This is a genomic window from Mobilitalea sibirica, from assembly GCF_015999265.1.
GTDB lineage: Bacteria > Bacillota > Clostridia > Lachnospirales > Lachnospiraceae > Mobilitalea > Mobilitalea sibirica.
Window position 1 is genome coordinate 47,494 of sequence record NZ_JAEAGR010000014.1, and the last position, 24,427, is coordinate 71,920.

General features: G+C 34.8%; 23 protein-coding genes. 5 read left to right on the forward strand and 18 right to left on the reverse strand.

Annotation, left to right across the window (positions count from 1 at the left end):
• Nucleotides 1–5 precede the first annotated feature (5 nt).
• Nucleotides 6–1,673, forward strand: a complete 1,668-nt coding sequence (locus I5677_RS12835) for a sensor domain-containing diguanylate cyclase (RefSeq protein WP_197662031.1) — start codon at nucleotides 6–8, stop codon at nucleotides 1,671–1,673.
• A 134-nt stretch (nucleotides 1,674–1,807) separates the two neighbouring features.
• Here the strand turns inward: I5677_RS12835 and I5677_RS12840 are convergent, their stop codons facing one another.
• A complete protein-coding gene (locus I5677_RS12840) occupies nucleotides 1,808–2,512 on the reverse strand; it encodes a M48 family metallopeptidase (protein ID WP_197662032.1) in 705 nt (234 codons plus the stop codon).
• A 292-nt stretch (nucleotides 2,513–2,804) separates the two neighbouring features.
• On the opposite strand from I5677_RS12840, the gene zupT reads away from it, so the two are divergent.
• Nucleotides 2,805–3,617 carry a zinc transporter ZupT gene (gene zupT / locus I5677_RS12845; protein WP_197662033.1) on the forward strand — a complete coding sequence of 271 codons (813 nt, stop codon included), beginning with the start codon at nucleotides 2,805–2,807 and terminating at the stop codon, nucleotides 3,615–3,617.
• A 270-nt stretch (nucleotides 3,618–3,887) separates the two neighbouring features.
• On the opposite strand, the gene I5677_RS12850 is transcribed toward zupT, so the two are convergent.
• Nucleotides 3,888–4,361 carry a metal-dependent transcriptional regulator gene (locus I5677_RS12850; protein ID WP_197662034.1) on the reverse strand — a complete coding sequence of 158 codons (474 nt, stop codon included), beginning with the start codon at nucleotides 4,359–4,361 and terminating at the stop codon, nucleotides 3,888–3,890.
• A 394-nt stretch (nucleotides 4,362–4,755) separates the two neighbouring features.
• Here I5677_RS12850 and I5677_RS12855 point away from each other — a divergent pair, with 394 nt between their 5' ends.
• The gene (locus I5677_RS12855; protein ID WP_197662035.1) at nucleotides 4,756–5,118 is read left to right on the forward strand and encodes a DUF5658 family protein; all 363 of its coding nucleotides are present in this window, start codon (nucleotides 4,756–4,758) and stop codon (nucleotides 5,116–5,118) included.
• Between the two features lie 141 nt (nucleotides 5,119–5,259).
• Here the strand turns inward: I5677_RS12855 and I5677_RS12860 are convergent, their stop codons facing one another.
• From I5677_RS12860 to I5677_RS12870, 3 genes are all read right to left on the reverse strand, one after another.
• Nucleotides 5,260–5,982 carry an HAD family hydrolase gene (locus I5677_RS12860; protein WP_197662036.1) on the reverse strand — a complete coding sequence of 241 codons (723 nt, stop codon included), beginning with the start codon at nucleotides 5,980–5,982 and terminating at the stop codon, nucleotides 5,260–5,262.
• 359 nt (nucleotides 5,983–6,341) lie between these two features.
• A complete protein-coding gene (locus tag I5677_RS12865; protein ID WP_197662037.1) occupies nucleotides 6,342–6,809 on the reverse strand; it encodes a flavodoxin family protein in 468 nt (155 codons plus the stop codon).
• A gap of 156 nt (nucleotides 6,810–6,965) precedes the next feature.
• Entirely contained in the window at nucleotides 6,966–8,225 is a 1,260-nt protein-coding gene (locus tag I5677_RS12870; protein WP_197662038.1) for an alpha/beta hydrolase, read from the reverse strand.
• 724 nt (nucleotides 8,226–8,949) lie between these two features.
• On the opposite strand from I5677_RS12870, the gene I5677_RS12875 reads away from it, so the two are divergent.
• A complete protein-coding gene (locus I5677_RS12875) occupies nucleotides 8,950–9,588 on the forward strand; it encodes an SIMPL domain-containing protein (protein ID WP_197662039.1) in 639 nt (212 codons plus the stop codon).
• Between the two features lie 585 nt (nucleotides 9,589–10,173).
• Entirely contained in the window at nucleotides 10,174–10,926 is a 753-nt protein-coding gene (locus tag I5677_RS12880; RefSeq protein WP_197662040.1) for a LysM peptidoglycan-binding domain-containing protein, read from the forward strand.
• A 184-nt stretch (nucleotides 10,927–11,110) separates the two neighbouring features.
• On the opposite strand, the gene I5677_RS12885 is transcribed toward I5677_RS12880, so the two are convergent.
• From I5677_RS12885 to I5677_RS12945, 13 genes are all read right to left on the reverse strand, one after another.
• A complete protein-coding gene (locus I5677_RS12885) occupies nucleotides 11,111–11,731 on the reverse strand; it encodes a 50S ribosomal protein L25 (RefSeq protein WP_197662041.1) in 621 nt (206 codons plus the stop codon).
• A 537-nt stretch (nucleotides 11,732–12,268) separates the two neighbouring features.
• Nucleotides 12,269–13,411, reverse strand: a complete 1,143-nt coding sequence (locus tag I5677_RS12890; protein WP_197662042.1) for an aldo/keto reductase — start codon at nucleotides 13,409–13,411, stop codon at nucleotides 12,269–12,271.
• Between the two features lie 265 nt (nucleotides 13,412–13,676).
• Nucleotides 13,677–14,579, reverse strand: coding sequence for a dihydrodipicolinate synthase family protein (locus I5677_RS12895; protein WP_197662043.1), 903 nt, complete (start codon nucleotides 14,577–14,579; stop codon nucleotides 13,677–13,679).
• 31 nt (nucleotides 14,580–14,610) lie between these two features.
• A complete protein-coding gene (gene ilvD / locus I5677_RS12900; RefSeq protein WP_408632542.1) occupies nucleotides 14,611–16,329 on the reverse strand; it encodes a dihydroxy-acid dehydratase in 1,719 nt (572 codons plus the stop codon).
• Between the two features lie 449 nt (nucleotides 16,330–16,778).
• A complete protein-coding gene (locus tag I5677_RS12905) occupies nucleotides 16,779–17,471 on the reverse strand; it encodes a DUF421 domain-containing protein (protein ID WP_197662045.1) in 693 nt (230 codons plus the stop codon).
• Between the two features lie 236 nt (nucleotides 17,472–17,707).
• Nucleotides 17,708–18,214, reverse strand: a complete 507-nt coding sequence (purE, locus tag I5677_RS12910; RefSeq protein ID WP_197662046.1) for a 5-(carboxyamino)imidazole ribonucleotide mutase — start codon at nucleotides 18,212–18,214, stop codon at nucleotides 17,708–17,710.
• A 21-nt stretch (nucleotides 18,215–18,235) separates the two neighbouring features.
• Entirely contained in the window at nucleotides 18,236–19,396 is a 1,161-nt protein-coding gene (gene purK, locus I5677_RS12915; RefSeq protein ID WP_197662047.1) for a 5-(carboxyamino)imidazole ribonucleotide synthase, read from the reverse strand.
• A gap of 142 nt (nucleotides 19,397–19,538) precedes the next feature.
• Entirely contained in the window at nucleotides 19,539–20,720 is a 1,182-nt protein-coding gene (locus I5677_RS12920) for an MFS transporter (RefSeq protein ID WP_197662048.1), read from the reverse strand.
• 407 nt (nucleotides 20,721–21,127) lie between these two features.
• Nucleotides 21,128–21,769 carry a DUF3793 family protein gene (locus tag I5677_RS12925; RefSeq protein ID WP_197662049.1) on the reverse strand — a complete coding sequence of 214 codons (642 nt, stop codon included), beginning with the start codon at nucleotides 21,767–21,769 and terminating at the stop codon, nucleotides 21,128–21,130.
• Between the two features lie 36 nt (nucleotides 21,770–21,805).
• On the reverse strand, nucleotides 21,806–22,237 hold the full coding sequence (locus I5677_RS12930) for a flavodoxin (RefSeq protein ID WP_330617921.1): 432 nt from the start codon (nucleotides 22,235–22,237) through the stop codon (nucleotides 21,806–21,808).
• Nucleotides 22,238–22,258: 21 nt separating this feature from the next.
• Nucleotides 22,259–22,555, reverse strand: a complete 297-nt coding sequence (locus I5677_RS12935) for a DUF2325 domain-containing protein (protein ID WP_197662050.1) — start codon at nucleotides 22,553–22,555, stop codon at nucleotides 22,259–22,261.
• A 276-nt stretch (nucleotides 22,556–22,831) separates the two neighbouring features.
• Nucleotides 22,832–23,788, reverse strand: coding sequence for an alpha/beta hydrolase family protein (locus I5677_RS12940; RefSeq protein ID WP_197662051.1), 957 nt, complete (start codon nucleotides 23,786–23,788; stop codon nucleotides 22,832–22,834).
• A complete protein-coding gene (locus I5677_RS12945; protein ID WP_197662052.1) occupies nucleotides 23,778–24,338 on the reverse strand; it encodes a helix-turn-helix domain-containing protein in 561 nt (186 codons plus the stop codon). Before I5677_RS12945 ends, I5677_RS12940 begins: the two co-directional genes overlap by 11 nt.
• Between the last annotated feature and the right edge of the window lie 89 nt (nucleotides 24,339–24,427).

A 24,427-nucleotide genomic window follows, 5' to 3' on the forward strand; every position in this document is an offset into this window, starting at 1 on the left:
TTCTCTTGAAAATACATACAGATAAATTCGGTAGGTCAATGTTCTATATATTACTAGTGGTAGAACTCTTATTTTTATTATTAGTTATAAACAGTAAGTATCAAAGCGTCTCCTTTCACAATGAATCCCTTATAAAACTAAATAATAACTGGACTTATAAGGATAATGAAGGTAATACTCACACTATAACTATTCCGTCTAAATTAGATGTAAGTAAAACGAAAGCGATGTTAATCAGTAATCAATTACCCAAAGACCTTCCAACCGGTTCTATATTGGGAACGCTGTCTTCTCATCAAAGTATTCATGTCTATGTGGATAATGAGTTGATTTATACCTGTGATGCAAAAGATAGTGGTTTTATTGATTTGTCACCCGGCAGTATGTGGAATTTAATTCATTTACCGGATCATGCAGCAGGAAAAGAAATATCTTTAGATATTTCTACTGAAAAATCCGGTTCTATAGAAACGTTCAGCGATGTTTATATCGGCACGAAAGCAGCACTATTAATACATATTATTCAAACCCGAGGTTTTAGTCTATTGATATCTTTCATTATTCTTTTTATAGGAATAAACCTGGTATTGGCTTATTTTTCCTTGAGATCATTTTTAACAGCTCATAAATCCATACTATATTTAGGTTCATTTTCACTAATTGTTTCTATATGGATGATCATGGAGAGTGATATGGCACAGTTTTTTGTGGATAATCGATACTTGATATCTTCCATAAAGTATCTTTGTCTTAATACACTTCCTATTCCGTTGTTGTTGTATCTTTCTGTACTGGTTCAATATAGATATCGTAAATTAATGCTTCGTTTTAGTTACATCTTTATAACAAATGCCTTTGTTATGCTTGGGCTCCAATTATCTAATATTGCTAACTTACATGAGGGATTAATCGTATTACATGTTTTAATTTTTATTATATTCAGTATTGTTTGCTATACTTTGTGTATTGATGTTTTTAAGTATAAAAACAAAAAATTATATTATCTTACCCTCTCCTTTGGCTTCTTATTCTTATTTACTGTTTTTGAGTTATTATTTTATTACTTTGAATTAAGAACGAACACCGGAACTTTTATGCAGTTAGGCATGCTTGTCTTTCTTTTAATATTATCACGGAGTGGCCTGCTCAAAACTGTAGAAATAATTAGATTAAGTGAAAATGCCAGTTTTTACAAGCATATGGCAAACTGGGATTATATGACGAAATGTAAGAACAGAACGGCATACACAAGAGAAATTAATGGAATTTCATTGAATCATAGAATTGCTATTATTATGGCTGATGTAAATAACATGAAATTCATTAATGATACATATGGACATTTGTCCGGAGATGAGGCAATAATTCTATGCGGTCAATGTTTACTTGAAGTCTTCCAAGATCAAAATAAGTGTTACAGAATTGGTGGCGATGAATTTTTAATTATACTGATTGATGAGGATAAAGAAGAAGTAGAATTTAAACTAGAACAGTTTAATCAAGAATGTAAAAAAGCCAGTGAAGCCTATCCATTTGACATTGATATTTCAATTGGTTATGCCTTCTATGATAAGGATATTGATGAAACTATCTATGATACTATAAAAAGAGCCGATAAAAATATGTATGACCTAAAAGCCGGATTGAAGAACATGTCAAGCAATAACACATGAATTTATAACACCTGATAACCCATTAATGATGAAATTCCTTTCTCGTTGTCAGGTGTCTTATTTTAGATAACTAATAAATCAAGCATATTTATAAGGGTTTCATAATTCCTTATTGTTCCATCGTCTAATACAAACTACTGATTTAATGTGAATTTAAGTAGTCGCCACTGAGGTAGGTATTGATTCATATAAGCCTTAAAAACATGATTATGACTTTTCTCTAACAGATGTACTAATTCATGAACCACGACATACTCGAGACAATCCAAAGGTTTTTTCGCAAGATTTAGACTTAACCATATTCGCTTATCCCTGATATTACAGGTACCCCATCTGGTTTTCATATCTCGAATTCTCCATTCCTTAGCCTGAACACCAATTACAGCTTGCCATTTTTCCATCAGTGGCGGAATTTCGCGGTTTAAAGCTTTCCGATAATATTCGTTTAACAATTTACGCCGTTGTAAAGTGGTACAATCTTTCTCATTATCCTTAACCATAATTATGAGATCATTATCCCTTAATTCCACCTGATTATATCTCTCATCATATCGAATTTGTAACAGATATTTTCTGCCCCATAAGAAAACCTCTTCCCCCGAAACATAGTCCGGATCTGATCTCTCCGGTAACATCTCCTGTCGCTGTTTTATTCTTTGCTGTTGTTTCTTGATCCAGTCCCTTTTGGATATTACAAAATTTTTAATCGCTTCCTCAGGTATTTTATTAGGGACAGAAATATGGATTCTCCCATCCGGTGGAAGAATCCTAAGGTACATGTTCTTGATTTTCTTTCTCTCTATTTCAATTGGGATATTGTTAATTGTAAGGTGTTTCATTCGTTTATCAGTCCTTAACCTTTATTAATCCGCTTTATTAAATATAATCTAGATACGGTTTTATAAAAAGTATTATAAGTTATCCTAAAATTAATATCAATATGTGATTTGAATTGTAACTGCTCCCACAATTTTTCATCAACTAATTATTTCTTGCTTTACAGATTTTATGAAATCAAATATAATATATAAAAATAATAACTATTATTAAAATGATTATTAATGTATTCGTGTTTATCATACTTATAAAGTTTAGCCTAATCTTAAATAATACATAATGGAGGACATCGAAATGAACGAAATTTTATTTGCTTTTTCGTTAACACTTTTTGCAGGTCTTAGTACCGGTATTGGAAGTGCGTTGGCATTCTTTACCAAAAAGACCAACACTAAGTTTTTATCAATCAGTCTGGGTTTTTCAGCCGGGGTAATGATTTATGTTTCCATGGTTGAAATCTTTTTTAAGGCCAAGGATTCTCTTACTGCTGAGCTGGGCATGAAAGCAGGATCTTGGTTAACCGTAGGTTCTTTTTTCGGAGGAATGTTATTAATTGCTATCATTGATAAATTAGTTCCCAGCGGAGAAAACCCTCATGATATGTATAAAGTTGAAGATATTAATTCAAAGGATGCGAAAAGTACCACTAATGCCAAGTTGTTACGTATGGGTGTATTCACTGCTTTAGCGGTTGGTATTCATAACTTTCCGGAGGGTCTTGCAACTTTTGTATCTGCCCTTCAAGAGCCGACCATTGCTATCCCCATAGCCGTGGCTATTGCCATTCATAATATACCGGAAGGTATCGCAGTATCGGTACCTGTTTATTATGCTACAGGAAGCCGTAAAAAAGCATTTCTATATTCCTTCCTGTCCGGTCTATCCGAACCGGTCGGTGCTATCGTTGGCTACCTGATCTTAATGCCGTTTATGAGTGATACTTTATTTGGTATTATCTTCGCAGGAGTAGCCGGTATTATGGTATATATCTCTTTGGATGAACTGCTACCTTCTGCTGAGGAATACGGTGAACACCATCTATCCATATACGGTCTTGTAGCCGGTATGGTTGTAATGGCTGTCAGCTTATTATTATTCATACCATAAGAAGCATAGGTTTACTGATCACTGCATTTGCACTCAATAGATGAAATCGGTCTATCGTAAGAAAAAACATCCAAAACAAAACGGTAAGTTGCTTTACTTGTCATGAATTTAAAGGGTGGGATGTGAACTCAATGTAAGTACCCGTTAGAGAAACATAGTAATATGTTCTCTATGAATCTACTTAGAAGCTCATAACCCACCTTCTTCATGTTTTCTTTATAATTATAGGTAGACTATCTATCTATCAATCTGTCATCTTGCAGCTCTCTTCTACTGCTCCATTCTATGATTTCGAAATTCCATAAAATCCTCCCAAAGACCGGGGTATTGTTGAAAGAAATCAAGCAAATCCTTGATTCCACATAAGATTTCCTCATTCATTGTATGTTCAATCTTTTCAGTTTCCTCCAGTAAACCATCGGTTATGTTTAAAAATTCAAGAAACTTCTCAACCAGATTATGACGCATCAGCAAAGCCTTGCCCGTTATTACCCCGCTGGGCTCCAGCATAATTACCCCATATCGCTCATACTTAATTAAGTTCATATCAGCTAGCTTTTGTATCATCTTCGTTACCGAAGGAGGTTGAACATTTAATGCAGCGGCCAGATCATGAACCCTGGTAAACCCATATTTTTCAGATAATCTGTAAATCATTTCTATATAGTCTTCTGCCGAAGGTGATAGAATATCCTGATCCTTCCTCATAAATTCCCTGAAAGTATAAAATTCATTATTCGCCATTACATTCATTCCCTGTACTTATCCATCAGTTAATTATATGTTAGACTACCGGTAATTATGGATGCGTAAATAAATTCAACCTATTAATATTCGTATATTAATTTATATGATAAATCCGGATGGCATAAATGATAGTAACCTTATATTCGCTGTATTAATTCTTATCCGTTCTCTGGATATAAAGACAATACCTATGGAGTAAATACTAAATTGATCAATATTAATCTACGATTTATTCCAATTAAGAAGTAGAAACATTATTGGTATATATGATGGATACATCAAATTTATCATGTAACAGAATGATTGTAGTTTAACATTATATGGTAAATTTTATATAAATACGTTTATCTTTTAATCATCTGGCAATACTTCTGTCAAGGAGGTGTAAAAGATGATTGCTTTTATTAAAAATTCTACTTTAGACTCAATAAAGAAAAAGCTGTTTATTCTTTATCTTTTGAATGTAACGGATATTATTTTTACCCTATTATTATTACAGACCGGTTACTTTGCAGAAGTGAACATACTTATGGTGAATGCTGTTAAAAGTCCATTTGCCAGTTTTATGCTAAAAATCATATTGCCGGCTTTGCTCTTGTATTATCTTTATCGTAAAATATGTATCTCTGATACTTCCCAATTAAGGGCAGCAAATATCGGAATCAATATATCCTTAACCTTATATACCCTTGTTAATCTGTCCCATCTGGTTTGGACAGCCCTACTTCCGGTTTTCATGAGGATGAATTATTAGATAGACTACAGGAGAAAAGTATACAGTGTATAGGCTTCTATAAGAAGGAAGAAGCCTATACACTGTGTTTTTTTATATAATAGTACGATAGCTATAATCATTTTAGAAATCGTATCTATTCAATATCTAATTCATTGTTAATTAATTTACCTCTGTTAAATCAGGAAGTTCCTTTATATAGTTCAAAAGACTATTAAAATCTCCCTGACGATACACAGTAATGTCTTCACCAACGTTATTAATCAAACAATCCTTTAATAAGAATGTTTCCATACCAAGCTCTTTCACACACATGTCTTCTTTAATATCATTACCTATCATAATACATTCCTCAGGCTCCCTATGGATTTCTCTTAGAATTGCCTTGTAGTATTCCAGATTAGGTTTACAATAAGACGAATTTTCATAGGTTGTTATCCACTCAAAATCTTCTTGATTAAGTCCTGCCCATTGTATTCTTTGTAAGGTGGCAACTCTTGGAAATACCGGATTGGTTGCCAGAGCAAGACGATATCCTTTGCTTTTTAAAAGATCAATACAATCCTTAGCAATCGGATTCGTCTTTGTAGCTACCTTTGCTTTATTAAATTCATTTTGATAAAATTCTTCAAATACAGGAGCCATCTTACGAACCTTCTCTCCCAAAACACCGGAAAACACATCCCAAAACCGCTGTTCATTGGTCATAGATCCGTCATTGTCTATCATCGCTTTAGTTCCTACCCAAACAGCTTTAATAAGTCCTTGTGCTTCCAAACCATAGGGAGCAGACTTCATAGCCAATAACTTAAAGTAAGTATCTAAAAACTCCTCCTGATTCATTGGCAGTAAAGTACCATCAAGATCAAAAATAAATGTATTCATATATAACCTCCTGTATTTTGGTTTTGATTTCACTTCTTGTATCTGCTATCTTTTTTAGAATTCTTTACCATAATACCAAAACACTTTTTATTAATCAACTATAAATCGTAGACAATGTTGATTATGACTAAAAATACTAACATAAGTTCTTCATAATAATATCCGTTTATTAAGGTAATAAATGTGGTGGTACAATAGATATACATGGATATCTCGTCATAGAGAAAAGGGATTGTGCAAATAAATTTTGCAACAACCCCTTGCTATATTAATATTTTTATATAAATATGTACCACATTGGGAATCTGATAATGACTCGGTAAACGTAATACCTTACTTTTGTCAGATTGCGATTATTCTTATGACAGCTTACATAACCTGCTAACCACGTCCGTTATCATATCCTCCCGTTTTTTACTGGACCAATTAACTACTCCGATGTCTAAAATTTCAGCCCCTTTTGTAAGACAGGCATTTTTCATCTGTTTTACACCACGGTTTCCTCCCATCCATGCAAAAGGAAACTGCTGAGTTACAAAACAACTTGCCTTCTTACCGTCCATGCTTGAGACCTGTTTCAGGTACTTAAGCATTACCGGAGATAAAGAAAATGCTCGAATCGGGGCACCAAATACATAGGCATCATATCCCGTAATATCCGGTGCGGTTTTTAATTCTGTTTTCATAGCTTCGTTAGGGTCTTCATTGACAGCCTCAACTCGTTCCAAGTTTACCGTGTGCCCGGCTGCCAATAAAGTTTCCTTCATTTTTTCAGCAACGCTGAGGGTATTACCGGTGTGTGAGTGAACGATAATTCCAACCTTCATAATTAACTCCTTTCTTTCATAACTTAATTCCTAATTTATTTATTGATAAGTTCTTAATTATGTTTTAGGTAGGCGTTTTATATTTCTAATCTTAGTTTATTCTATGTTGACAAAAAGTCAATATCATATCGAAAGTTTCTTAAAAAAATGAAAACATTACCTATATTGGTACATAAAACGTTCCATATAATAGAGAAATACCTGATTATAATAGCCGGAAAAGTAAAAATCACTGGCATGGCCTCCAAAGGGCATTTTTATCATTGCACATTCATTATTCCCTGCCTCTATGTATGCTCTTTGAAATTTTTCAGAAACTGATAAGTCTACCAACCCATCATGATTTCCTTGATAAATCAGGCAGGGTGGGCTTTCTTTTTTAACCAATAAAGACGGATTCACTAAAGATTCCTGACCACCAATATTCATACTCCTGGATAGATCCACTGCAGGATAAAAAGGAATTAAGCCCTTTACGATAATTCTGTTATCGAGAATATCCTGATAGTTACCCGATGAAACACCAAGCCCCACTGCCAGAGCCAATTGCCCTCCTGCAGATCCGCCGGAGATAAATACTGAATCTGTATTCGCATTATAGTCCTCCTTGTGATCTGCCAAGAATTTAATAAAAATTCCAATATGTCTTACCATATCATCAATTGTAAAATCTCCTTTACGACTCTCTTTTACCGGCACAAAGTCAAATAACTGTTCCTGATTGCTTAAGCCATATTGGATATCAAATACAACATATCCCTGAGCAGCAAAATATTTATTCATCTGTGTAAAATTAAACATACCCTTATCGCCCATGGTCCATCCTCCGCCATGGATACGAATTAGAACCGAATTTCCTCCGGGTAGTTGCTTTTTAGCAGTCGGAGTATACACATCAAAATGAAGCTTAAGACCTTCATCTACTCCCTCGCTTCCTTCATAAAAAAGAATATTTTCCTCCACTTGATATGGTTTTGAAGCTGTTCCCAGAAAATATTCCGGCAGTAGAAAGGCTGAATTACGGTAAAAATCACTCTCAGATATGGGAATTGAGGCACTCTCGTTCCCATTCCTTATAAAAGCTGTTTCATAACTATCTTTTGCATTCTTTAATAAAACCGGGATGAATACAAAAGGTAATAAGCATAGTAAGAAAATTGCTATAGTTAAGGTTCTGATGATTACCTTAATAAAACGATAACAATCTCTACTTAATTTTTTATATAATAACACTCCAAGACTTAAAAACCCTATGGCAAAAAACAAAGCAATTTCTGAAACAAAAATTTCAGAAAACCAACCTTTTTCCAGTCTTAACATATTAATGGCTAGTAGAAAACCAATGATTAATCCCATACTCAGAAGAAATATTATTATCGTATGATATGTCTTATGTAAATCTCTATTTCTTATCATTGATTTTTGGGGTTCTGAACTATCTTTGTCAACTTTTTTGATTAGGTTTGTAAATGCTATGTTGCCTCCAATGAATAACAAAGAAAAAATTAATATTATGGAGAAAATTGATTGTGATTTATAATGGAGTGGTAAAGCTGACACTATCATATTAATAAATGGTAATGTAAACATGAAAACCATAGAGAAGCTTAAATATAAATTACCAAGTATTCCATTATTCTTCTCATAATATGCGCTGCTAATATTACTCAGCAACGCTATCAATAGTAAAATTCCAAATGTATTTTGAAAGAAGGGTTTCCTCCATAAAGAAGATAGATTACCCCTAATATAATGGTCAAGGCATTCAATCCTAATAGTAGACCATAGTATGCTTTAGTAAAAAGTTTATAACTGCTTTGCACATCTAACAATGAATTTTCATCTCCTTAAAATAATATCATATTAAAATTCACCTCATTTAATTATATACCGGTATATCCATAATAAGTATGCGTTGGGTTATCTTATGTAACATAGATTTACATATCATGCGCGATTAAGTTGTACCCTCATCCCTTCCTATATTTATTATCATAACAAGAGATTATAGGTATCTCAAGTAGGATGCTTCTATATTAGGTTAAATTCATCATTTTTTATTTGTATACAATTATCTAATCGTGTAATTTTACTGTATACTTTCATATATTAAACTATAATAAACTCGGAGTATAAATATATGAAAACGTGTAATGAAAACTGTCAAACTCATAATACCATGACCTTAATAGGAAAGGGTCAGGTAACGGCGCTCCCTGATATTGCTATAGTCAGACTTGGTGTACAAACAAATGGAACTAGTCTGACAGAACTCCAACAGGAAAATGCCGAACTAAGCCAAGCAATTCTACAGGCTCTTAGACAAATGGGAGTCACAGATATCAAAACCGATCAATACACGATAGATCGGGTATATGACTACGATGAAGGGGTTCGGGTTGATCGCGGTTATTCTGTCCGTAATATCTTTGAAATAACATTAAGCGATATGAGTATGGTTGGACCGGTAATCGATACTGCAGTTAATTATGGAGCCAATTTAGTTGAATTTATCTCTTTTGAGATATCAAATACTGATTTTTATTATCAACAGGCTCTTAATTTGGCTATTCTTAACGCTTTTGAGAAGGCGAAATCTATAGCAGAAAACAGTTTGCAAACACATATGGATCCCAAACCGATTCAAATTACAGAAAACAGTACCCAACCAATACCCTTCAGACAATATAATACTGCAAGAGAAGGATCGTACACTACACCTGTAGAACCAGGTAAAAAACAGATTGAAGCTAGTGTTACTGTAGAATTTGTATACTAATATCTTTATCGACAATAGTAGTATAATTGTCAGCCCATGAGTATATCTTTTCTTAAGACAAACTGTGGGTTAAAATCTCACAGAATAAAAACATTAGGATACAACAGGACATAAGGTTTTTTCTTCACTAATTGGCAAATGAGAATAATTTTTCCGTGTAGACAACCCTATGTCCCGTTATATGCTTTGCTATTATGAAAATTGTTTACTAATCTCATATAACTGATATAGATTATTATTTTATATTCAATTTTATACATTATTTACTATATATAGCGCGGCCTTGATCATATAAAAGCATTTCAAATACTCCTTCCCTAAAATCATTTCATATAAATCTATCCTTCTATACCATACCCCTTTTTTGATTTTATTTTAATATATGATATGAACTTCACCATAATATTCCTATTTTTTTAACGTATTATTAATTATATTTAATATTTATGTAACAATTATATGCAAATATGAATACGTTTTCCTACATACCCAGTAAAACTGTATAGCTTTTATGCATAGGGTTCCTATACAATAGAATATGTAATACAACACTTGTGATTTTCTTTATTATAGAAGGAGGTTCCTATGAACATTATTAAAAAGTCTCTATCCGTTGCAGCAAGTGTTCTTCTTTCCATTACTATATTTTCATCGACTGCGCATGCTGCTGTTTACACAATCGTTCCTAATGACTCATTATATAAGATAGGCCAATTATTTAATACATCCATCAGCACCCTAAAAACAGACAATAATCTTAGCTCAGATTGGATTTTTCCGGGCCAGACCTTAAATGTAAGGGCAGAAAGCTATACGGTACAAAACGGCGACTCAATCTATCTGATAGCCAAGAAATTTGGTGTTCCTGTTACTTCCTTAAGACAGGCAAATAATAAATGGGACAACTTAATTTACCCCGGGCAGCAAATCACCATTCCTACTGTCAAACCGGTTGGTGGTACCGTAATCCCCTACACAAATGCTGAGGTTGATTTATTAGCCCGTCTAATTATGGCAGAGGCCGGCGGTGAAGAATATGCTGCTATGGTAGCTGTCGGCGGAGTTGTAGTTAACAGAGTTCAAAGTCCGGATTGGCCATCTACCATTACTTCCGTAATATATCATGTTTCAGGTGGTTATCATCAGTTCACTCCCGTAAAAAACGGTTTTATTGAGAAACCTGCTTCAGATGCTTCAATTCGAGCTGCATGGGCTGCACTTTATGGTAGTGATCCAAGCAAGAACGCAATGTTCTATTTTGATGACAGTTCAACCAATCAATGGTTATGGTCTAAAACTATAACTGCTAGAATTGATAATATGGTTTTCGTAAAGTAAAATCAGATATCCTGCCTTGAAGGCTTTTTATGTAAAACATTAAAAGAGGCTTGAAAACATCTCACCGAAAGTTATCATACTAATATTCATAACTTTCCTACAATGTTTTCCAAGCCTCTTTTTATTGATATATGATTCGGACGAAATTTTATTCAATACTTTTTATTGAAAATTGCTTTATTAATTACTCACTGATACTCATAGCAATTTCACTGGTTACTAATGTTTCCTCTTCTTCTGTTTCTTCTTTCATCTTAGATTCACTTACCGTTGCTACTACATGGGTAGAATCCACTTCGGTTGTAATACCCGAATTAAGTTTCAGATCACTCACATGGATGGTATCACCAACGTTTGCATGTGAAATATCACATTCGATTGCTTGGGGAATGTCCTGAGGTAAACCTGATATTAGAAGTGAATCCATATGTCTGTTTAAAATCAGTCTTGTGTTTTCAAAATACTCTAATCCAAGGAATTTAATTGGAACCTCTGCCTTCACTGTTTCTGTAAGGGATACCTGTTGAAAATCCACATGATAATATTCATATTTTAGGGGAGTTGTTTGGATATTCTTTATCATTACATTATAACTCTTCCTGCTTACTTTTAATTTCATCACAGAGTTTCTGCCATTTTCCTTCATGGTTTTCCTAAGATCTTCTTTCTTAACTGCCACAGGATTGGATTCCAAACCTTTACCGAATATAACTCCGATTATATATCCTTCTCTCAATAACCTCTTGTTCTCGGCCTTTGTTACATTCTTTCTCATTTCACATTTTAATGTAGCTGCTTCAGTCATCCTAAGTATCCTCCTATTTTCATATTAATATGAGTTCATTTACATTTTTGTATGATTAATATACGTTAAGCAAAACACATTATCACTTATCAAGTACCGTATATCTTATCTGCTTATATAACATTATCAATACAATTGTAAACAAACCTTTATATTTATTGTATATAAATATAGACAAATGTCAAGTTTTTAGGATTTTATTGTGAAATATATTGATTTTAAATATATTTTTACATCAATCACAACATTGATATTTAATTTGTATGTAAATATCAGATTAACATTCTTTATTATAAATTTGGTATGTACTATTACAAATACAATATTGTTTAAAGCATATACATTTTAGATAAGTAACCATAACCATCTTAACCGAATATATACATTTCTACTTTTGTTTCTCAAAACCAAAACCATATTTTTAAACAAAAAAATAACCTCCTATAAGTTAGATTTCTAGATCTAACTTATGGAGGTCGTTTCAATTCCCAGCATATCCTTTAACACTTTTATTAATATCTTTTATTTGTTTTAGTACTATGATTGTGTAAAAGCCAGATGAGCTTCCTTAAGAACGTCAGCTATCTGTATATTCTGAGGACAATGGCTTTCACAAAGTCTGCAGGCGGTGCAATTGGAGGCATCCTTACCGGAAGTGGAAGCTATCAGGTGATAGAATGTCTTTCCAAATTCTGACCAGTCAGTAAGTTGAGAATCATTATAGATCTTAAATATCTCCGGAATATTAACATCGGATGGACAGGGCATACAATAACCACAACCGGTACAGCCTACCTTTACTTTTCTGCGATAGATATCCTGAATTCCGGTGATTAGTTCCATGTCTTTCTCGCTCATAACACCACTTTCAGCCTTGGAAAAGATTCTTAAATTATCCTCCAGCTGCTGCATGTTACTGACACCACTAAGGATCACTTTAGCTTCTTTATAATGATAAAGCCAACGAAATGCCCATTCGACCAGACTTCTCTTATCATCATAATTATCTAAAAGCTGATCTACTTCCTCCGGTACCTTAGTACCGATCATGCCACCCTTTAAAGGTTCCATTATTACTACCGAAATCCCTCTATCTGCTGCATATTTAAGCCCCTTTAATCCGGCTTGATGGTTTTGATCCAGAATGTTGAGCTGTATCAGACAGGTATCCCATGAATAGGCATCAACAATTTCGGTAAACAACTCATAATCTGCATGAAAGGAAAAGCCTATATTCTTAATTTTTCCTTCCTTTTTCAGCTTTTCCATGAATTCAAAACCACCGTTTTTCTTGACTTTCTCCCAATTACTACGGTCAAGACAATGAAAGAGATAAGTATCAATATAATCTACTTGCAGACGTTCTATCTCCTCATCAAAGAATTTTTGGAAGTCCTCAGGGCAATTAATTGCCCAAGATGGGCTTTTTGTTTCAATCATAACTTTTTCCCGATAACCATCCTTTAATGCCTTTCCTAAAACAACTTCACTACCGGGATACGAATATGCTGTGTCCATATAATTAACACCATGATCTATCGCATACCGAATCATCTTAATTGCTTCTTTTTCGTCAATGATTTCAGAGCCGTCTTCTGCCTTCGTTCTGGGAAATCTCATACATCCCATTCCGAACCTTGATATCTGCCTATTTGACTTACCAAAGTCTATGTATTGCATGATTATCACTCCTTCTATTACATTTACTGTATAAGTTACCATATTATACCTGTGTAGTCAATTTTATAAATAAATCTCTACAATTTTATAGATAAGTGTAATAAATAGTAATATATCAAAGACTACCTCATGATATAATTGACAGAGCATAGGGTTTCACTAACATTCGAATACATCCCTATATTTCGGCTCGTATCAGCAATACATATTTTTTAATCATTACGTATCTTAATCCATTCAACATTTTTTAACTTATTTTATTCCGTTACTCAATAAATGTTATATTAACTTTACGCAAAATCTCTTTGATCTTTACCGTCTGCTCCTCACTTGCCCTTAATAGTGGAGGTGTACAGTAATCCTCCATCTCTATTCCACGTAACATCATGGCTTTTTTTACAAGTGGAACAAAGGGTACCCCAAATTCAAACAAACCGGCTAAGATATCCATCTGCTTTTGAAAAAATGCCATGCCCATGGCATCATTATTACGAAAAGCCTTTACCCAACCGGTGCTTACTTCCGGTGCAACGTTTGATAAGCCACCTATGGTACCGCTGCCTCCGCTTAAAACATTGTGAGCAAAAAAATCATCATAGCCAGATAAGACTTCAAACTTTGGGAAATCCGGTAAAACCTTTTTTATAATTTCTCTGGTATGTGCCATATTTATGACAGTATCCTTACAACCTACGATATTTTTGTTCTTTCTGCATAGGTTTAAGATGACATCCGGTTTCAGATCATAACCGACCCTTTCCGGATAGTTATACAGATAAATGTTAATATCAACTTCCCTAGCTATCTGACAAAAGTAATCTTCAACGCATTGATCCGGTAAAGAAAAATAGTAAGGGGGAACTAATATAACAGCATCTGCCCCCTGTTCCTTCGAAAACTTGGTTAACTCTATGGTCTCATTAAGTTGCATGCAGCTTGTGCCAACAATCAAGGGAACCCTGTGATTAATATGCTTTGCTGCCGCTATAATTAATTCTTTTCTCTGCTCTAAAGGCATAGCAAAAAACTCTCCGGTACTACCCATCAGAATGATTGCATCTACGCCACCTTTAATAACAAAATCCCATATATTTTTATTCGCCTGTAGATCCAGATTACCGTTCTTGTCAAACGCTGTAACAACAGGTGTGATAAATTTCGCTTCCATTGATACCCAAATCTCCTTTGCTTATTTTGATTTATTCGTAGCCTGCTCCTTTCATGGCAGAAAGAGCTAAAGAGGTATATCTCTTTAATAAACCTTTTCTATCCGGTCTCGGTATAATCCCTTCTTTCGATCTCTCTTTTAGTATCTGTTCTACTTCTTCCGGAGACATTTCCTTACCGGCTATTCCCACACAGTTAATTGTTCTTAGGGGAATGTTATATTCTATAATGTCCCCGTCTTTCAGAAACGCAATCGGTCCGCCCACCGCTGCCTCAGGGGAGATATGTCCGATCGCCGCACCTCTGGTGGCTCCGGAGAATCTTCCGTCGGTAATAAGAGAAACCTTGCCGTTTAATCTTTTATCGCATACAATTGCTTCCGTGGTCATAAACATCTCAGGCATACCGGAGCCTCTGGGTCCTTCATAACGAATGACTACCACATCCCCTGGATTAATCTTACCGGTTACTACTGCCTTATGGGCTTCTTCTTCTGAATTGAAGACTCTTGCTGGCCCTTTATGAATATGAAGTTCTTTTACGCATGCGGAATATTTTACAACAGAACCCTCCGTTGCAATATTACCCTTAAGGAACGCAATTGACCCTTTTTCCTCCGCTTTCTCCGGCGGAAATATCACTTGATCTCTAGTCAATCCGTAATTCGCCAGATAACCCAGATTACGGCCATAGAAATTATCTTTTTCCATGTCTTCAAGATTTTCACCTAAAGTCTTACCGGTTACGGTAAGGACATCTAGGTTAAGATAATCTTTTAACAGATATTGAACCATAGGTACGCCACCTGCAAACCAGAACGCTTCTGTTTCATGCTCTCCGCTGGGTGTTACATTACCCAGATGAGGTATCTTATGATTAATTTCATCAATTTCTGATGGATCTATTTCGATTCCTAATTCTCTTGCTATGGATGGAAGATGTATCATGGCATTTGTTGAGCCTCCAATGGCACTATGTATAATAAAGGCATTCATAAATGCATCTCTTGTCATAATTTTTCCGGCAGTAAGATTAAGTGAAATCAAATTCATAATCTTACGTCCCGCATCTCTGGAATACTGCAGGATATCTCTCATGGTAGCTGGTGCCAGTGCAGAACCGGGTAACGCTAGTCCTAAGGCTTCCGCCATACATTGCATTGTACTGGCTGTTCCAAGAAATGCACAAGCTCCACAGGAAGGGCAGCCGGTGATCTTATAATCTCGAATTTCCTGATTGGTTATCTCCCCTTCTCTTTTTTGCCTTAGGGAGATATCTCCTGCAACCATAGAAGTAGTCATGTATGGACTGGGACGCATGCTTCCTCCCGGTATAAATATGGTCGGGATATCTAATCTAGCTGCAGCCTTAAGATGAGCCGGAACGGATTTATCACAAGAAGCAGATAAGATCAATCCATCCCATGGGGTTACAGACCCATGTAACTCAACCATATCACAAATAGCTTCCCTGGAAGCCAGAATATAGTTCATTCCATCATGCCCCTGCGCACAACCGTCACAAAGATCTGTTGTATGAAATTGTGCAGGAAAACCTCCACTTTCAAACACTCCGTATTTTGCCTGTTCCGTCAGCTGGTTCAAATGTACACTACCCGGATGGCTGTCTCCATAGACATCTTCGATTAGTATCTGAGGTTTTGTAATGTCTTTCTCATCCCATTTCGTACCCAGCTGAAGGGCATCAAACTGAGCCCATAATAGTCTCTCCGGGGTACTTTTTTGTTTTATGTTATGCATCATATCCTCCTAGCTGTAATCACATTCTGTATATCATCTGTCATCAGACAATTATATACAAAAAATTATCGTTTTTGTTTGTTCAGAAACTAAATCCATCTTATTCAGATATTTGATTGTATATTGTACTAAATATCGTTGAATATTAGTAACTCTGTTTATTACAGGGATACTATAATACTAAAAGTATATCATATCAGTAGTTTAAAATATAGGTGTTTTTCAACTTGAATGCAGATATTTTATTTGCTATATTGTTAAAAAGGTGGTTAAATATCTTAGGAACGAAGGGATATGTTCGATTACATAAAAATCTCTGCAATAAGTAAGTAAAACACGTTCAAAAAAACCTAACTCTTTTTATGAACGTGCTCCACTTATATCCATTTTACTATCTTTTATTCTATTACATCTTAATGCTATTTTCTTATTATACACAGTTACATCTTGTTTCTTGGTACTACGTGTATACCCTCATCCTTTTTCCACTCCGCATAGAATACATCTTCTATTCTTTGCATTCCATACTTATGCAGCTGCTTTATTAACCAATCCTCATCAAAACCTATAGCTTTTAAATTATCTTTTAAAACCTCTCCATCAAGAATTAGATTAGTCGGAAGGTTTACCGATTTTGTTGGTAAATTCATATCCTCCAATGTAGGTTTATCATACTTTGGTTTTTTAATTATACTTAATGCACCGTTTTGTTCTAAAATACCATACTCAACTTCTCTTACGGTAAAAACATCTTTTTGTCTCAACATACTCTGCAGTTCATTAATATCTAATTTTTCTCTTTTCATTACTTGATAATCAAACTGCCCGTTTCGAATTATGATTGCAGGCTCACCTTCAAAAACTTTTCTAGACTTTCTAAACTTTTGAGTAATTAATTCAATTAATAGCATTAGTATAGTCCATAAAATGAAGGAATAAAGAATACTCCATATCTTTACCTTTTCATCATATACTGCATTACCAAGTAATTCTCCTAATACAATTGAGGATATAAAATCAAACGGAGATACCTGATTAATTTGGGTTTTTCGTATCACTCTGCTTACAATAAATAATCCTACAAGACCAAAAACAAGATCAATGGTATGTTGTATAAATCCTGATGATAACATACTTCACTCTCTTTCATTTTATTTTTTGATAAATTGAGATATCTAGTTTTGGTATTCCCTTTTTATCGCAAAATATTAGTGAATATTTTATATGACCTTTCGTATTTATCATCATGTTACGGGCAAAGAAAAAAAGCCAAACAAAATCTTAAGTGTATTCATTAAAACACCATCTTTGATTTGATTATGGCTTTTCTTATATTTTTTATTCGTTCTATTGTAACTCGTCTCGTTCTCTACAACTTAACTTCTGAATGGCTTTTTTCCATAGCCTCTGCTTTGCCTAGAACCATTGTTTCCAGTTCCTTTTTATAATTACATACCGTATTATATAGATGTTCATCAGCTATTCCAAGTATCTGTGCGGCTAAAATACCTGCATTTTTAGCTCCGTTAATCGCTACGGTTGCAACCGGTATACCCGGTGGCATCTGTACAATGGAATATAACGAATCTACGCCGCTTAAGTTACTACTTTTTACAGGTACTCCTATGACCGGTAGAGATGTTAGAGATGCTACCATTCCCGGTAGATGAGCTGCTCCGCCGGCACCGGCGATAATCACCTTAACTCCTCTTCCCTTTGCCTCCTTTGCATAGGAATATAGCCTGTCAGGTGTTCTGTGTGCTGACACAATCGTTATTTCATAGGGAACTTTAAATTGCTTTAAGATATTTTCTGCCTCCTGCATAACCGGCAGATCCGAATCGCTCCCCATAATAATTCCAACTAAAGGGTTCATGTAATCATCCTTCCTTTTTCATTACTGTGATATTATTCTAACCAAAGCACCGGCTTCTTTTGCTTTTATCTTAGCTTCCTCCAAAGAAGGGGCTGTAACAGTCAGATGTCCCATTTTTCGTTGATACTTAGTTTCTGTTTTTCCGTAAATATGAAGCTTTAATCCCTCTATCTTAAGAGTCTCCTTCACTCCCTGAACATAAGGTTGACCCTGATATCCTTCTTCACCCAGTATATTACGCATAACAGTCGGTCTGATTAAAGCCGTACTACCTAAAGGAAGACCTATAACCGCCCTTATATGATTTTCAAATTGGGATGTAACACAGCCTTCAATGGTATAATGACCCGAGTTATGAGGTCTTGGAGCTACTTCGTTAACCAGAATTTCACCTGTTTTAGTTAAAAACATTTCCACACAGATAATACCAACACTTTTAAATACAGCACAAACCCTTTTCGCTATATCTAATGCATCTTTTTCATTCTTTTCTGTGATAGCTGCAGGTACACAGGTTTCAAAAAGGATACTGTCTTTATGAACATTTTCCGCCACGGGGTATACAACGATTTCACCATCGATGCTCCTACAACATAGAACCGATATTTCTTTTTCAAAGGGAATAAATTTCTCTACGTATAATGGATTTTTATCTCCTTGCAGTTTTTCATAAGCGGCTTCTATATCCTCTAAATTTCGGATTAAATAATTCCCTTTCCCATCATAACCCCCCAGGCTACTTTTTAACATAATTGGATAACCGTATTGTTGACCTGCAATTTTAATACTGTCAACACCCTCCACTTTCATAAAATCACCGATAGGAATATTATGATTTTGTAACTCTTTTTTTTGATGAAATTTATTCTGAATAATACTTAAAACCTGGGAACCGGGATATACCTTATGTCCTTTCTCTTCAAGAGTTTTTAATGCTTTGGTTGATATATGTTCGAATTCACAGGTAAGAACATCTACCTTCTGTGCCAACTTGATCAGGGATTTCGTATCATCAAATCCTGCAACTATTTTATCATTCGCCAGATAGCCCGCCGGACACTCAATACTTGGATCTAAAATCATGGTATAAATTCCCATCTTAGCAGCCTCATTAATCATCATCTTACCTAATTGTCCACCGCCGATAATGCCAACTTTTTTTGATAGTAAATTATTATCCATAATTTTTAATCCCTTTCTTTCTCTGTTGTAATTATTCAAGTTGAATTTTTATTCATTCTAATTTAACAACTTCCATATGTCAATACTTTTTAGGATTTATTGTCTAATTCATGTTATGCAGTGCTTCTGTATTAAATAACAACTAATTTTCCATTTTACGACTAGCTATCATACGATTTAACCTCTCAGTCATAATTAACATCAAAACCAGTAACATACCTAAATAAATTGGGTATATAGCAATTGTAGTATAATCCGCTAACAAGCCAAAGATAGGTGGCATAAATGTGGTTCCGGTATAGGCACTGGCCATCTGAATACCAATGATTGCCCCTGAATTTTCCGCTCCAAAATTGCTTGGTGTCTCATGTATAATACAAGGATAAATAGGTGCACAGCCTAAACCAATGAAAACCAAACCAACTAAAGTTACAAAACCTAAGTTTATGGGTAAAATCACTGCAATCAGTCCAATGCCTATGATCGCCAATCCAACCCGTATCATATTGCGGTTTCCGAATCTATCCGCAACAAAACCATTTAAAAAGCGTCCAAACGTAATGCCTAAATAGAATAAAGAAGCCCATCCGGCTGCAGTTTCAGCTTCAATCCCCCTGTGCAAGACTAAATAACTACTCGCCCACAAGCCTGTAGTCGTCTCAAGGGCACAATAAGCGAAAAAGGCCAATAACACCTGCTTTACCCCTTTGATACGCAGTGCCTCATGAATTTTCAAATGTTTAACTGTACCCGTCTGACTTGTTCTCTTATTCTGAGCCTGCTTTTTCCATACAGGTAAACTAATCATTAGAATGATAGTTAATATAATTTGAAATACTCCAACACTAGAATAACCGCTCTCCCAACTATTCTTTACCGCTAGACTATAACTCATAATATAGGGCCCGATGGATGCTCCTACACCCCAAAAACAATGCAACCAACTCATATGTCTGGAAGCATAATGTAGAGCAACAAAATTGTTGAGAGCTGCATCTACTGCACCGGCACCAAGACCATAAGGAATAGCCCACAGGCATAGCATCCAAAAAGAGTTTGAAACGGAAAAGCCTAATAGCGAAATCGCTGTCATCAATACACTTATTGCTGTCAAAAAGCCCGTACCAAATTTACTAGTTAGCCGGTTCGCATTTAAACTTGATACAATCGTTCCCCCTGCAATAATCATAGAGAGAATACCGGCATAAGAAACAGGTACATTAAGTATAGGATACATGGTCGGCCAGGCCGAGCCCAAAAGCGCATCCGGTAATCCCAGACTGATAAAAGCCAGATAAATCAATGCTAATAGCAACGAATACATAATTTGCTCCTTTATATTTACTTTTTAACCCTTATAGCAAATTATACCACAGGTGTGTTTTTTGTCTATTACTGTTTCCATGTCCCACCAACAATATAAGATGTACAGGGAAAGCCCTAACATTCCAAGAAGATTCAGACTTAAATAATTAGCATAATTTATAGTATTGATTGTTCCATTTCCTACTTCTTCATATCACAAAACAAAAAGTGTTCCAAAACATCCCTTCTAAGCTTTAGCGGAATGTTTGAGAACACCTTATAATATTTACCCGATGACAAAGATTAGGCTCATGTTTATTGGTTTTGCTTTAGGTTAGTTTGTATTTAACAATATGTCAATAGCAATCAGCTTCGAATTATTTTCGTTAATCATTTTAGGGACGATTGCTGATTAATAATAATTCTCTAAGCAGATTGTGATGTTTTCCTAGTCATTGCAACATTTTGGAATAGATTTTGTGGATTTACCCCCCTCTCAAGCGATTTAATAATGTGAACATGGGTCTTATCGTATAGCTCAAATATTTTTTTTGCTCTTGGCATATTAGAGTAGACTTTCCAATAACCAACACCAAGGCAGTCTTGATTACTACCATTAGAAAATGCAATTACATCAGATAATGGATACCCTAAAAAAATACCGACCTCATGAGGGCATCCATTCTTAAAATGTTCACTTAAAATATCAAGGACTTCCTCTATCCCTTTTGTCTCAGTGTACCCCATATCGTTCAAATATGTGGAATTCTTTTTATTATTAATAATTCTTTCCATCCAATCCTTCCAATAAAAAAGCACATTTACTCCCTTGTCGCATCTTTTCACTTCCCTGAATTGAAAGGGAAGTAATTCTTCAATGGAATGTTTATATTCATCCCACATATCCTTAAGTCGAACCGTTTGACTGTTATAAAAACATATCAGCGAAGCAGGCTTCACACGATGAATCGTAGGTGCTGCGTGAAAACATATTTTATATAGTATGAAATCTATTTCAGTGTAAATGCTCATTCTTTCTAAATATTTAATTGCTGTCGATTTTGTCATTCCTAGTTCCTCTTTTCGGTAGTCAACAGTTAGTCTTTATTCAATAGCCTTTGCTAAAGTTTTCCCCAGTTCTTTACACTTTTTGATTCCTTCCTCATCAGGCATTTCATTTATAATAAGACCTTCTGTTATTAACTTAGCTCCAAGATCCAACATGCGATCTTCCCAATCTGCCATCCATTCACCATTGCCCCATCCGTAAGATCCAAATAAAACGATCGGCTTATTTACAACGTTATCTGACAAGCTCGCAATAAACGGTTCCATTTCTGTATCATCTAACTCTTCTGATCCCATAGCTGGGCATCCGAATGCAACCGCATCGGCTTCTGCTACATGATCCACAGAAGCTTCACTTACCTGTAATAATCGAACCTCCATATCCGTGCATCCTTCTGCCACAGCTTCTGCCATCGCTTTGGTATTACCTGTTCCTGACCAATATATAACTACAACTTTTTTCATCATTTTATCCTTTCTATTATGATTTTATGCCATACATACTAAACCATCGATTTCTTCAAGAATATTTTTCAGAGCAGATTGACTGCTGGTATGACATTTTATTATTGCAACATCATTCTTCTTCGCTGCGCTCTCAGCAGCAATCACCATTTTGTGGGAAACTTCGTTCGTAAAGATAATAATAGCATCCGGATTTCCAATCCTCTTTGAAAAATCTGTCTTCATTTTGCTCATTACCTTTAACTTATGCCCTTTCTCTTTTCCTTTTTTTATATAAATATTCTCCATTCTCTCATGTCCGCCAATTAAAAGAATGCTCATATTCATCATCCTTTCTTTATCTGTTTTTGATATTGGTTATCATTTTCATATATATGGTAGCAGAGTTAAGTATTTTTGTCAAGCTGTTAACCACAAGATAAACCATAAGAAAAAGACATAAAAATACTGACCTCCAATCGTTAGATTTTTAAGTCTAACTTTTGGAGGTCAGTACACTCTCATGTCTTTATTTAATTTGATTTATTCTTATCACTTAAAAAGCTACCAATTAAGGAATATCTCCTCATATTGATAGCTTATATATAATACTTGTATCTAATAATACTTATGCACCCACTCAGCAATCGCCTTCACTAAACCATCATGTAAGGGCTTTGAAAACTCAGAAGCATATTGTTTTCTCACATTTAGAACCGATAGTGCACCCTCATGTTTTCTTAAAATATGATCCATACCCGGTATAATCTGGGTTGTTACATGGGGTAATTCTAATTTCTCTATGTTCCGAATATCTTCATAGGTAGCCTGGGCATCTTTATCCCCTGTAATTGCTAATATAGGAATATTAGCATTTTTTATTATGTCTATAATCCTTTCATCCGTTAAATCATTATGCTCTCTGATCCATTTTGCAGACATCTTTTTGCCCATAATTCTAACAGTATCCTTGTTAGTTTCACAGCATTTTTTAAATAAAGTGTTAACATTTTTCATATAGTTCTTTTCAGTGATTAACTTTCTTAATATCATACCTTTTAATCCGCTCATACCTTGAATTTCTTGAAACACCAACCAGTTTTGATACCTTAACGCTGATTTCAAAGATGTCCCCGCTCCGGATAAAAGTATCATACCTGCTATATTATATCTGGTACTGACCAAAGTCGCTATCATTGTTCCTTCACTGTGTCCACATAATATAATTTTATTTGGATCAACAAAATCGAGGCTTTCTAAGTACTTTATATTAGATATTACATCCTCAACAAGGTCAAGCAATCCCGTATTGCTAAAATCGCCTTTACTTTCTCCAACCCCTCTTTTATCGTAGCGTATAGTAACAAATCCTTGGCTTGCGAATATCTCAGATAACTCTTTATAAATATTAGATTGGAATTTTTTCATATTGCCATCTCGATCAGAGGTTCCGGTACCGGCTATCAGAACCACTGCAGGCATCTTTTGCTTGATACCTTCCGGTATAGCGACCGTTGCTACTAAATCAAAGGTACCCTTAACTGTAACCTTTTTTTCTTTATAATTATGATTCATTGTTATTCCTCCTTTTTTGATGATAAGGTATTGTAATCGTAGATAATTTTCTAAGCTTTCTATCAGAGGATGGTTTATTCTCTAATCTTTTTTGAATACTTTCGTGAATTTCCCCCATCATCTCCATAAACTCATCATCTGTTAAAAATAAGGGATAGCTTCGAAAACCGGCTTTATCTTCAATAATATTGATGCTTTTTTTACCTGACATATAATGTTCAAAATCTGATAATAGGCTAATAATAAACTGCGTAAATAATTCTGTAACCTCTTGTTTACTCAACTCATTTACCCTTTTATCAATGTCTTCTTGTGGATTTTCTTTGATTGCATATACCTTTTCAAGAATTCCTCTTACTTGATTTTCAGAAACAACCTCAATAATATTCTGTTTTAAAAGAGCATTTAAATGTCGGTATAGGGTTGCCTGTGGAATGTCTCCGCATATTTGTGCAATCTCTTTCGTCGTTGCAGTTCCTTTTAAGGAAATCTCCTGTACAATCTTAAGTCTTATGGGATTCATCATACTTTTTAATGCTTCTGTATTCATATTGTTCACCTTCATTTCAATATTATCATATTTGATTATGTTATCGTTAAATATAATATTATCATTAATGATAATATTAGTCAATACAG

Bases quoted from the DNA above. Each gene is read 5' to 3' on its own strand.
- I5677_RS12840 (WP_197662032.1), bottom strand. From the start codon at position 2,512: ATGAAACACCTTACAATTAACAATATCCCAATTGAAATAGAGAGAAAG.
- zupT (WP_197662033.1), top strand. From the start codon at position 2,805: ATGAACGAAATTTTATTTGCTTTTTCGTTAACACTTTTTGCAGGTCTT.
- I5677_RS12850 (WP_197662034.1), bottom strand. From the start codon at position 4,361: ATGGCGAATAATGAATTTTATACTTTCAGGGAATTTATGAGGAAGGAT.
- I5677_RS12855 (WP_197662035.1), top strand. From the start codon at position 4,756: ATGATTGCTTTTATTAAAAATTCTACTTTAGACTCAATAAAGAAAAAG.
- I5677_RS12860 (WP_197662036.1), bottom strand. From the start codon at position 5,982: ATGAATACATTTATTTTTGATCTTGATGGTACTTTACTGCCAATGAAT.
- I5677_RS12865 (WP_197662037.1), bottom strand. From the start codon at position 6,809: ATGAAGGTTGGAATTATCGTTCACTCACACACCGGTAATACCCTCAGC.
- I5677_RS12870 (WP_197662038.1), bottom strand. From the start codon at position 8,225: ATGATAAGAAATAGAGATTTACATAAGACATATCATACGATAATAATA.
- I5677_RS12875 (WP_197662039.1), top strand. From the start codon at position 8,950: ATGAAAACGTGTAATGAAAACTGTCAAACTCATAATACCATGACCTTA.
- I5677_RS12880 (WP_197662040.1), top strand. From the start codon at position 10,174: ATGAACATTATTAAAAAGTCTCTATCCGTTGCAGCAAGTGTTCTTCTT.
- I5677_RS12885 (WP_197662041.1), bottom strand. From the start codon at position 11,731: ATGACTGAAGCAGCTACATTAAAATGTGAAATGAGAAAGAATGTAACA.
- I5677_RS12890 (WP_197662042.1), bottom strand. From the start codon at position 13,411: ATGCAATACATAGACTTTGGTAAGTCAAATAGGCAGATATCAAGGTTC.
- I5677_RS12895 (WP_197662043.1), bottom strand. From the start codon at position 14,579: ATGGAAGCGAAATTTATCACACCTGTTGTTACAGCGTTTGACAAGAAC.
- I5677_RS12905 (WP_197662045.1), bottom strand. From the start codon at position 17,471: ATGTTATCATCAGGATTTATACAACATACCATTGATCTTGTTTTTGGT.
- purE (WP_197662046.1), bottom strand. From the start codon at position 18,214: ATGAACCCTTTAGTTGGAATTATTATGGGGAGCGATTCGGATCTGCCG.
- purK (WP_197662047.1), bottom strand. From the start codon at position 19,396: ATGGATAATAATTTACTATCAAAAAAAGTTGGCATTATCGGCGGTGGA.
- I5677_RS12920 (WP_197662048.1), bottom strand. From the start codon at position 20,720: ATGTATTCGTTGCTATTAGCATTGATTTATCTGGCTTTTATCAGTCTG.
- I5677_RS12925 (WP_197662049.1), bottom strand. From the start codon at position 21,769: ATGACAAAATCGACAGCAATTAAATATTTAGAAAGAATGAGCATTTAC.
- I5677_RS12930 (WP_330617921.1), bottom strand. From the start codon at position 22,237: ATGATGAAAAAAGTTGTAGTTATATATTGGTCAGGAACAGGTAATACC.
- I5677_RS12935 (WP_197662050.1), bottom strand. From the start codon at position 22,555: ATGAGCATTCTTTTAATTGGCGGACATGAGAGAATGGAGAATATTTAT.
- I5677_RS12940 (WP_197662051.1), bottom strand. From the start codon at position 23,788: ATGAATCATAATTATAAAGAAAAAAAGGTTACAGTTAAGGGTACCTTT.
- I5677_RS12945 (WP_197662052.1), bottom strand. From the start codon at position 24,338: ATGAATACAGAAGCATTAAAAAGTATGATGAATCCCATAAGACTTAAG.